At 34.7% G+C, this 11,094-nt stretch carries 8 protein-coding genes; 1 reads left to right on the plus strand and 7 read right to left on the minus strand.

All coding sequences use genetic code 11. The features are described from left to right. The first annotated feature begins 178 nt into the window (after positions 1-178). Positions 179-505: an antibiotic biosynthesis monooxygenase gene (locus ACMZ42_RS18730; RefSeq protein WP_415732356.1), complete on the plus strand. Its 327-nt coding sequence runs from the start codon at positions 179-181 to the stop codon at positions 503-505. A gap of 653 nt (positions 506-1,158) precedes the next feature. On the opposite strand, the gene ACMZ42_RS18735 is transcribed toward ACMZ42_RS18730, so the two are convergent. From ACMZ42_RS18735 to ACMZ42_RS18765, 7 genes are all read right to left on the minus strand, one after another. Beyond that, complete coding sequence (locus tag ACMZ42_RS18735; RefSeq protein ID WP_415732357.1) at positions 1,159-4,737, minus strand: NEAT domain-containing protein; 3,579 nt, start codon at positions 4,735-4,737, stop codon at positions 1,159-1,161. A gap of 386 nt (positions 4,738-5,123) precedes the next feature. Further along, a complete protein-coding gene (locus ACMZ42_RS18740) occupies positions 5,124-5,894 on the minus strand; it encodes an ABC transporter ATP-binding protein (RefSeq protein WP_415732358.1) in 771 nt (256 codons plus the stop codon). A gap of 15 nt (positions 5,895-5,909) precedes the next feature. Continuing rightward, positions 5,910-6,878: a FecCD family ABC transporter permease gene (locus ACMZ42_RS18745; protein ID WP_415732359.1), complete on the minus strand. Its 969-nt coding sequence runs from the start codon at positions 6,876-6,878 to the stop codon at positions 5,910-5,912. Between the two features lie 21 nt (positions 6,879-6,899). Continuing rightward, positions 6,900-7,784: a heme ABC transporter substrate-binding protein IsdE gene (gene isdE, locus ACMZ42_RS18750; RefSeq protein WP_415732363.1), complete on the minus strand. Its 885-nt coding sequence runs from the start codon at positions 7,782-7,784 to the stop codon at positions 6,900-6,902. A 108-nt stretch (positions 7,785-7,892) separates the two neighbouring features. Continuing rightward, positions 7,893-8,612 carry an NEAT domain-containing protein gene (locus tag ACMZ42_RS18755; protein ID WP_415732360.1) on the minus strand — a complete coding sequence of 240 codons (720 nt, stop codon included), beginning with the start codon at positions 8,610-8,612 and terminating at the stop codon, positions 7,893-7,895. Positions 8,613-9,553: 941 nt separating this feature from the next. Continuing rightward, positions 9,554-10,279, minus strand: coding sequence for an IS30 family transposase (locus ACMZ42_RS18760; protein WP_415732364.1), 726 nt, complete (start codon positions 10,277-10,279; stop codon positions 9,554-9,556). A gap of 513 nt (positions 10,280-10,792) precedes the next feature. Further along, positions 10,793-11,094: thermonuclease family protein (locus ACMZ42_RS18765; protein WP_415732361.1), on the minus strand; the 302-nt coding region annotated here is incomplete at its 5' end.

The following is an 11,094-nucleotide window of genomic DNA, read 5'->3' on the forward strand; positions in this document are numbered from 1 at the left end:
TAACTGAAATTGATAATCATTCTCATGTAATTGTTTATGATTCTATTTTAAATAAGAATGATTGTCAACCAACGTTTTTTTGTTGTTTTTAAATTTTTTATTGCACAGCCAATTAATGTATGTTTTAATTGATAATGATAATCACTATCAATTAAAATCATCTAAAGGGGTAATTATAATGATTACAGTTACTAACCGTTTTTTAGTAAAAAAAGGCTTTGCTCATAAAATGGCACCATTATTTATATCTGATAAAACTTTATTAAACTGGGAAGGATTTAATAAAGTTGAAGTGAACGTTTGCTCAGAACCAGAAGATCACGATGAAATGAACGTTATGATGTTCTGGGATACAGTCGAGCAATTCAAAGCTTGGCGCGAATCTGATGACTTTAAAAATTTACACCGCCGTGAAGAGATCGGTAACAAAGAAAACAGCGAATCGTCTCCAATAATAGGCAACCGAGTTGTTATTTCTGAAATTGCTGCTACTTTAGTAAAGTAATATCAGTATATGAATTTCTTAAAAGGCTGAAGATGTTCCAATGTCTAAATCAATCTTTGAGATACATGTCAGTAAAAATACAAGAATCATAACTACACGTTCTCAGACGTTATTTATCGGGTTTACAGGCCTAATATCCTAACTCGATGCGTTTAAGAACGCTTTTAAAATTCTCTTATAAAACCCACCTACAATAGATATTGTAGGTCCTTCATCAAAGACAACAGTTTTAACTGAGCGTTACTTAAGTATTGACGGACTTAAGGTTTCAAAATAAATTAAGCGTTGTTCAACTTTTGCAAGATATCTTATTGGTCAAATTTTATGTTTAGAACGCTTCCCCTTCACAGGTGCAAATAAAAAAATAAATTGCTCACATGTTTTTTCCATAAATCACCTAAAAAAGTACATACATGAATTTAAGTGTACTTTTTTAGGTTTTTTCCAAACTCACAAAAACTATGCTGTTTAAAAGTTTAAAAAATGCAATTCAATGTCAACTTGAATTGCATTTTTTATTGGATGAGGCAACGTGCGCAAGATTCCTGCGGCAATAGCTCGAGCTAAATACTTCATAGGAGCACAAAGCATAGTCGCCTCATCCAACTTTTAGAAAGAGTTTATGGGATAGTAATAGTACCTGACTTTAATTATTAATCAATTAAATTGACTAATTCTAGTGATCGTTTTAAAATCTTCGCCATTTGAGCACGTGTTAAATTATTTTGTGGGTTTAAATAACCATTAGACCCCGTCATAATGTCTAGTGCTTGTAATTCCGATACTGCTTGCTTTGCGTAGTCAAATACTTTATTAGCATCTTTGTACGATAAAGCATTTTCATCAACTGTTACTTTATAGCCTTTATATTCAAGCATGCGTAATATCATTGCCGCTGCTTGCTGACGTGTAATATTTGCTGTTGGGTTAAATGTTGTTGCATTTACACCTGTTACAATACCTACCTCTGCAAGTGCTTGTACTTCATTTTCATACCACTGACCTTTAACATCCTTAAACTCAGTTGCTTTAGTTGATTGAATATTTAAAGCTCGAGCAATCATCACTGCAAATTGTGCACGAGTTATATTTTTATTCGGACTAAATGTTGTTGCTGTTGTACCTGTTGTAATCCCAGCAGCGTATAAAGCTAAAATTTCATCCTTACTGAATACATTATCGATATCTGTAAAAGAATTGTTAATATTATTAGTAGAGTTATTGGAATTATTAGAGTTATTTGTTTCTTCCTCTAAAGCTGGCACATCAAACGTAAAGAATAATGTGTACGCGCCATACCCTAAGCTCCCTGAATCGACAAATATTTTCGTTACGCCATTGCTATCTCGAACTAATGGTAAACGTACAACACGTACTTGATCCATTTTTTCACCTGTCGAACTAATCACTTCAATATTTTGTTGCTTACCATTTCCATCAATATAAGCAAGCGTTTCAAAGCCATAAGCCTTACCAATTAGTGTCATTTCGATGTAACGTTTACCGTCAATCGTAACTAATTCAGCTTTCGTAAAGTATGGTGCTAAGTAGTTTGTAATAAAATCAGCCATATTACCGTTTGGATCAGCCTCCATTTTATACGTAATTGACTGACGAGTATTCTTTTCATTTGGCTTTGTCGTCGTTGCTGTTACATTCGTGGAAATTGTCTTATCCGTCGTTGCGGCTTCAAAAACAAGGTTGTCTAGTGTATCAGTTTCAAATGAAAGCGTTGCTGTTTTTGCAATTGCAATAGGTACTAATGAAGCTACTTTATTCGACCATTTTGCAATCTCTTTACCATTCTGTTTCACAATAAAATTCTGTAAGTTATTTTCAATATTTAATGAAAGAGTAACTTTGTATTTGTTATCTTCAAATACTGTTTTTGCTTTTTGTAGGAATACAGCTATCTCTTTTGCATTCTTTGCAAATTCAAATTTAACTATTCCTTCTTGACTAAAGTTTCCTGTAGTCCCTGTATTTGTCCTGTTATTAGTTAAACTTCCATTTGTTGAACCACTATTATTATTAGTTAAACCACTATTATTATTAGTTAAACCACCAGTATTCGGGAATATTGTACTATCATTTATCTTTGAAAGTGACGCTTCATCAAATTTCAAAAGAATATTATAGTCATGATGATAGTTAAGATCCGCAATATCGACTTTTACCCACGCATTTTGAAGCGCAGCTAGATTCGATACTGTAAATTGCACTACTCGCACATCATTTGTGTCGCTAATCGTACGAGGTGTTGCACCATTCACTGTAAATCCAGTAATCCATGAACTATTTTTTAGTGTTAATTGAACTTGATAGGAAGAACCATTTTTTACCACATACGCTTGATTATCTACATATGTGTTCATCATAGAACTGCCAGTACCTGATTCATTTAAAAACGTAAAGTTCACTGTATATAACCCATTAGTAGATTGCATTGAGCCATTAGTAGATTGCATTGAGCCACTATCAGTTGATCCACCCGTATTCGGGAATGTTGTGCTACCATTAATCTTAGAAAGTGACGCTTCATCAAATTTTAATAGAATATTATAATCATGATGATAGTTAAGATCCGCAATATCGACTTTAACCCACGCATTTTGAAGCTCAGCTAGATTCGATACTGTAAATTGCACTACTCGCACATCATTTGTGTCGCTAATCGTACGAGGTGTTGTACCATTCACTTTAAATCCAGTAATCCATGAACTATTTTTTAGTGTTAATTGAATTTGATAGGAAGAACCATTTTTCACTACATGCGCTTGATTATCTACATATGTGTTCATAATAGAACTACCAGTACCTGATTCATTTAAGAACGCAAAGTTCACTGTATACAACCCATTAGTTGATTGTTCAGTGTTTTCAGTGTTAAAATTGTTATTGCCACCGGTATTTGAATTATTATTGTTCTCCCCAGAACCTGATTCACTGCCGTTGGTATTTCCTTCTGAACTAGTATCCTCTTGCTTAGCAATTTCACCCGTTAATAGTACTTTTTCAACTGTTGTACTCATTGTTGAAGCAGTCCCATTTCGCTCAGTAGTTAACGTGAACGCTAAATTTTCTAATGAATTTACTGTAAATTTAATTACACTTTTCGTGCTTCCTGATGTCCATTCTGCAACTGTTTTATTTCCTTGTTTTACAGAAAAACCCTTCGTCGTATCATTTGCAACTAAATTCATTGTTACAGCAATTTTATTGTCTGCTGTTTTCGTTGCATATGCTTGTCCTAAAAGTAATGAGATTATTGTATGAGCAGGTGCACCAGAGCTGACAGGAGTCAGTCCAAACTCAATTACTTGATTCTTCGTGTTGAAATGCTCAGGTAAATATACACCTGTTTCTTTTACCGGTGTAAAATCAAATGTAAACGGCGTTGTTGGATATTTGTCACCTGACATAATGACTGTAGCCTTTAAATCAGCGTCTAATTTTACTTTTATAACACGTACTAATGAATTTCCTTCTCCTTCTGAGCTTACGATTTTTACGTCTTCTCCGTTTTCACTGCCTACTTTTAGTGTAGTAAATGCATATGTGTGACCTGTTAGTTTAATATATGCATATTTTTCCTCACCAACAGTGGCTAAATCAGCATAGTTAATATAACTTTTAAAATACGTATCATATGACTTATTATTTGTTAAAAATGTGAAAGGAACGTTTTGTGTGGTAACTTCATCTGTGTTTTCACCTGGTTGTTCTGGTTGTTCTGGTTGTTCTGGTGTATCTTCACACACACGGTTAACTTCCGCAACATCGGAAACTTTTAGATATACAATATAGTCATGGTCATAATTTAAAGACGGAATGTAAACTTTAACCCATGCTTTTATTGTTTGCTCATATTGATCGACTACGAATGTGTAAATATCGTTGCCATTAGCGTCTGTTGTTTTTTCAATAGCTGCTTTTAATTCACCACCCGATTCAACTTTAAAATCCTGGTACCACGTTGTATATGCTTGTGGCACTGTAATATCTACTGTATATTGACCATCTTTTTGTTTAACAGTAGCTTCCTTTTGAACATAGGTATTCATCATTGAATTTACTGTTTGTTGTTCGTTGAGAATTTTGATATTTGCTGAATAGTTAACTGCGCAACTAGCTTCTGTATTCTCCTGCGCCTTTACTTCCATTCCAAAGCCCGGTAATATTGCACCTAACATCAGCACTATCATAGCTACATATTGTAAAAATTTCTTCACTACTCTGACCTCCTGAATTTTTTTAATTATTTTGACCTATCCTTTGCGTTTCTACCCCCTTTATGTATAAGAGATTTTACTAGTACTATCCTTTAACTCAAATGATTATCATTCTCAATCAAGCATAAAAGAAAAACATCTATTTATTACATGGATGTTTTTAAAGTATGTAATTCCCATAATTGATTATGATTCTCATTCTCACTCATTATAACTCACACACTATTATTGTCAAGAAAGTTAACATATGTTACGAGACGTTTTTTTGTGTAAATATTCCTAAAAAAGTAAGGTCATCAAAATGTAACTTACTGTAAATATATAGACTATTAAAAATTTAACTTAATTAAATCTAAGAAGTTTTTAATATATCTCAAATAATTTCTCTAAATGCTAAATGGAATCATATACGTACCAACACTTTCATGCGTTTGAATGATGACTTCTACACCATACACTTCTTTCATACGTTCCGCTGTTACTGTTTCTGTAGGTGAGCCTTCGCATAATATTTTACCGTCTTTCATCAAAATTATATGATCACTATATTTAATTGCTTGATTAATATCGTGCAACACCATCACAATTGTTAAGGAATTTTCTTCGTTTAATTTCTTTACTAACTCCAATAATTCAATTTGATAAAAAATATCTAAATATGTTGTTGGCTCATCTAAACAAAGAATGGACGATTTTTGAGCAAGTGCCATTGCAATCCAAACACGCTGACGTTCACCACCCGATAATGCATCCAATTTACATGTACGTTTCTGTATTAAATTTGTAGCTGTAAGTGCCCAATTTACTTCCGCCTCATCTTCTTCAACATTTTTTTTCATCAATTGTTGATGGGGTACCCGTCCATAAGCAACTAGTTTTTCAATCGTAATATCTTGCGGCACTGAATTTTGCTGGTAAACAATTGCTAGTTTTTTCGCAAATTCCTTTGCCTTGTATGCCATTATATCTTTCTGTTCTAACGTTATTGACCCTTGTTGTGGCGTATTAATACGTGAAATGACACTTAATAATGTGGATTTACCACAACCATTCGGGCCAATAATCGTCGTGATTTTCCCCTTTTCAATAGTTGTCGTAACCCCATCTAAATGATTTTGCTTCTGATCATAAGATAGTTTAATTTGAGAAACTTTCAATGCACTCACCTTTCTTTACTTATCTTTTCGAATTAAGAAGATTAAGAACGGTCCACCAATTATTGCCATTATTGTTGATGCTGGAATTTCTAATGGTGAAACTAATATTCTGCCTAGCGTATCTGCAGTCAAAATCAGCAAGGCGCCAGCTAATGCTGAGAATGGAATCAACAATTTATGGTCTGACCCAACTAACCTTCTTGAAATATGAGGAATTAATAAACCGACAAATGCAATAACTCCTGCTGTAGCAGTTGAAATAGCCGCAAGTAATACTGCTATTGCTGCAATAATCAGTCGGGCACGTGTTACATTAAAGCCTAAACTCTTTGCCGTTTTGTCTTGCAAAGTCAATAAATTGCACCAAGAAGCTAGTAGTAGGGACGCTAATAGACCAATCATACCGTAAAATGATATTAAACTAACATCACTCCAAGTACGCATTGACAAATTAGAACCCCCTACACCACCAACCATAACATTCATATAGCTACATATCGTAACAAATACTTCTGTTAGACCAGTAAACATCGCATTAATCGCAATACCTACTAAAATAATTTTCAAAGGATTTAAACCTGACTTCCATGACAACATAAATACTAAAAAACAAGCAAATGCTCCTCCAAAAAAAGCCAATAAAGGCGTAAAGAAAAACATCATTGGAAATAATGTAATGACAAATAATTGTACAAATGATGCCCCTGCTGAAATGCCAATTACACCTGCATCAGCTAATGGATTACGCATAACTGCCTGCAATAATACGCCGGCAACTGATAAAGCTGCCCCTGCAAATATAGCGACTATAATCCGAGGGAAACGTAAATCTTTTATAACTGCATAATTTGGATTTTCTTCACCAAAAAAAGCTCTAATAAATTCCATCGTATCCATTTTAATAGAGCCAGTAATTGCAGAATATATAATGACTACTAAAAGTAATATACTTACAACTAAAAAACTACTTATTTTTTTATTCATCTAAGTCCTCTACATTTCTCATTATGGATACATAATGTTAATAAGTTCTTCTAGCGCTTGAGGTACTGCAAGCGTAGCTGTCGTTCCAAATAGCGGCTCCTTTAAATCATACACACGTCCATTTTTCACTGCGTCAAAATGCTTCCAAATATCATTTGTAACAAATTCCTCATTAAACATCTCCACGACTTGTTCAGGCATCCCATGTGACAGACGAATAATAATATCTGGATTGCTTTGTTGTAAAAATTCCGTATTAGACGGTAAAAACTCAGGCTCTTGACCGTTCATCACATTTTGACCTCCAGCCATTTTCACTAAGTCTCCAATATATGAATTTTCTGTTGCCACTAAATAGCTACCTGGAATACCTAGTAAAATTAAAACTTTAGGAGCTTCTTTTAATTCAGCCTTCATTCGAATGGCTGTAATCTTTCCTTCAAGCTCCGACACTAGCTTAGGTGCCTCAGCAGTCCGATCATATTTTTCACCAATTTCTAGAATGGCAGCTTTCATATTATCAATGCTTTGTAAATTTATAAATGAAGCATGGATACCTACTTCCTCGAATGTCTTTTTTAAATCTGTTTCCAATGTTGTCACTGAGAAAACCTCTGTTGGGTTCAAGGATTTTACAATTTCCATATCTGGAGACATTGGATTACCGATTTCGGGTAAACCATCATATCGTTTTGGCAAATCATATGCAGTTGTAGGAATCGCAATAGCATCTAAATTCAGTGCATCTAAAATTTGACTAACTGCAACTGTTGTTGGAATAATTCGATTTTCATTTTGAATTTCTATATTGTTTTTTTCTTCTTCCTTATTTTCATTTTCCTTAAGTGAATTGCTGCATGCTGAAAGAATGATACAAATAATATATAACCCTACAATATGTAACATTCTAGTATATACTTTAGAATCTTTGATTTTCTCTATGTTCATTCACTCCTTTTAAAAAACACCCTACTCCTACCATAGTGAAGTAGATGAGGGTGCTTCCGAAATATTTTAAATGATTTCTTCTTCCTTTATGCGTTTTTTAAAATTAAATAAGATAAATCCACTAACACAGAACAATAAAAGTAAACCTAGTGGAAAAGCATCACTTGTTTGAGGATTTGTTTCTTTTTCTTTAACTGACGAAGTATTTGTTTCACCAGTATTATCTGTTTTTAAAGTCGTGTTAGTGTTAGTGTTAGTGTTAGTGTTAGTGTTAGTGTTAGTGTTAGTGTTACTTTTATTTTGTTCTGTTGTAGCTACTACTGCACTACCATCTTCATTTTTCAATGACGCCGCATCCCAAACAAAATCTACTGTGTATTCATGATGGTAATTCAAGTCATCAATATCCACCTTCATCGTAACAGCAGTCGGTGATGTATGAGAAGGAAGTGCAAATTGGACGATACGTGTATCCTCTGCCTTATTTTCGCTAATAACTTTATTACCACCTGTACTCGATTCAAATTTTGTCATCCACGAACTATTTTTCAACTTCAGCTGTATTACCGAAGAGCCATTCTTAACAATAATTGTCCCAGGCTTCAAAAAGTAATCATTTGCCATTGAAGCAGATGTAGAATCTGGTTTATTCACTTGATAATTGATTGTGTATTTCCCATCTACAAGTGCAGCAGATGCATATAAATTTGGTGTAACGAAAATTGTTAATAATGCTACTAATGTTGAAACTAAAAATAACTTTTTGATAGTAAAACCTCCTTTCAATTGATAATCATTATCAACACTTTATAAATAAAAAGGGATATTAAAAAATACCCCTTTTTATTCTGCGTGTTCGACATATTGACATTGATAATGATAATGATAATCATTATCAATATGTAAATGATAGTATGCATAAATTAATTTGTCAATACTAATATAAAATACATTATTTTTCCTAAACAAATTTTAAGTAGGACTTCAAAGAAGAAATAAAACAGATTGTTAGTCGAGATACCGCCTCATTTGCATTCTTGGTAAAATCCTACTAGCCCCCACCACATTTATCACATTTCCTTCTATTATAATCTTTTCCAGTATTCTTGAAGAGTACATTTGTGCCCGATTTTTCCTTTAATAAATAAAAACTCATAGTATTCTCCTTATATTTCTTTTTTTGTTGTGCCTGTAAATCTGTGATACCACATGTATCTGTCATATACTTTAATTGTTCGGCAATTTGTTCAGGTGTAGCATTCGGGTGATCCTCAATATATTCTTTCCATACTGCATTCCAATGCTTACTAATGGACTGTTATTTGTATGGATTCCATTTCCCGCTTCTCGGTTATGGACATCTACGGGTAAATCATAATAATACTTGGAGTCATTTATATCCACTTCATGGTCAATAAACCATACGGCATATCGCTTGTAACCTTTAGATAAGAAATGATCATTCCATATCAAATCTTAAATTTGTTCCTAAATTGCAATTACAAGTTGCACACTTTTTTCAAAAACACTTCAGAGGTTCCTTGGTCTTCTGTTCGTCGGTCGGCGTAGTCCGTTCAACCTGTGTTGGCTAGGTCTGCAAGGCGGTTTCCCTTGTGGAGCTAGCCAATACAGGTTAGGATCTGTAGCTGACTGATGAGCAGAAGGCTTTTCTGTTTAGAGGGAGGCTCGGGGTGCGGGGTGTCCCCGCGGCCTTAAGCGACGAGTTTCTAGAGTTCCTCTTCAAACAGTTCATTTGGTGTCTTGTAGTCAAAAATTTTTCTTGGTAGGTTGTTCATAGCTTCCTCAACCATACGAATCTGCGTCCGGCTATAATTCTCAATCGCATGTCCTTTAGGGATGAAACGACGGATGATTCCGTTGTGGTTCTCATTCGTTCCACGCTCCCATGAAAAATATGGATGAGTGAAATAGATATCTATCCTATCACCAAACATTTCTGACAATCCAGCGAATTCAGAACCATTATCTGCCGTGATTGATTTGAAGACAGTGGATGCGTATTCTCCAAATTCTTTGAGGACTGTAGAGAGTGCATAGTTAACTGAATCGGCATCCTTCCTGTCCATCTTAACGATGAATTCACGACGAGTTTTACGCTCAATCAAGGTTAATAGCACATCATCCTCTTTATCCTTGCGCCCTACGACGGAGTCAATTTCAAAATGACCGAATTCTTCACGAGATTCAACACTATCCGGACGTTCTTCAATACTTTTACCAAGAACCGTCTTATTCGGGCGATGCGTTTTCTTAGTTCTCTTGGTATTTCGACGTACCTTTAAGAGAAGGTCACTGTTTCGAGTTTTTAGAAGACCAAGCTCGATATAGTGATAGAGCGTCTTTGTTGAGACCATTTCCTCCGGGGAAACAACCCTCTGAGCTTTGCGAGACCAACAATCGCATCTGGAGACATGGTCTTTGTGCGATCCAATAACAGTCCATCAACGAACACCAAGAATGCCTTCACACGTTCAAACTTCAACGGTTTGCGAGAGCCACGTTTCGATCTGTTACAGCTTGACCTGTTTCCGCAAGATATTGCGTCGTGTAGATATGTTTTCCGTTAATTTTCTATACTTGAGTTTTCGCGCAAGCTCGCTCTTATTTGTAATTCCAGCGTTCAAGTAGCCTTGAAGTTCGCCACGTTGAAACTGTGTAAGGCTGGTTTCTTATTCTGTGTTTTTATGATATCCTGTTCTAGCATTGTATTCGAAATCCTTTCTTATTGATTGGTGTAGGAACCTCAATAATACACGATTTCGCGTACGATGTTTTTATTTTTCTAAAGTGTTCAACTTGATTCTACTATTCGCCCAAAAAATAAAGTGAATCCTTTTGCCAAACTCTACTAGCTTCACTTTATTTACAACTATATTTTTTAAAGAAAGGACTGTCTCAAAAGGCATTTTCCTTACCCTTTGGGACAGTCCCTTGATTAATATCTTCTATTTTAATACTTCCGGATGGAAACCATCTTTTTGGAAGTAATTTTGATGTGACCAAATATTTAATTTTTCTTTCTCCGCATCTTGCTGGATTTCTCTAAATTCATCCTCCAACGTATTGTTTGGTTTATGAATAAAGCGCACTGCTGCAAGTCCTTCTTTTAATAATGATTCCTGCAACATTACATCATCAATGAAGACATAGGCTAATAAGCGATCATAGTTATCTGTCTCTGGTCCAACATCGTAAACCGCTTCAACCTTTTTGGCGTGTTCTAACAATTTAATCGTATAGTCCTTTG

The sequence above is a fragment of the Lysinibacillus sp. NPDC056185 genome (assembly GCF_047737915.1).
Lineage (GTDB): Bacteria > Bacillota > Bacilli > Bacillales_A > Planococcaceae > Lysinibacillus.

Bases quoted from the DNA above. Each gene is read 5' to 3' on its own strand.
- ACMZ42_RS18730 (WP_415732356.1), top strand. From the start codon at position 179: ATGATTACAGTTACTAACCGTTTTTTAGTAAAAAAAGGCTTTGCTCAT.
- ACMZ42_RS18745 (WP_415732359.1), bottom strand. From the start codon at position 6,878: ATGAATAAAAAAATAAGTAGTTTTTTAGTTGTAAGTATATTACTTTTA.
- isdE (WP_415732363.1), bottom strand. From the start codon at position 7,784: ATGTTACATATTGTAGGGTTATATATTATTTGTATCATTCTTTCAGCA.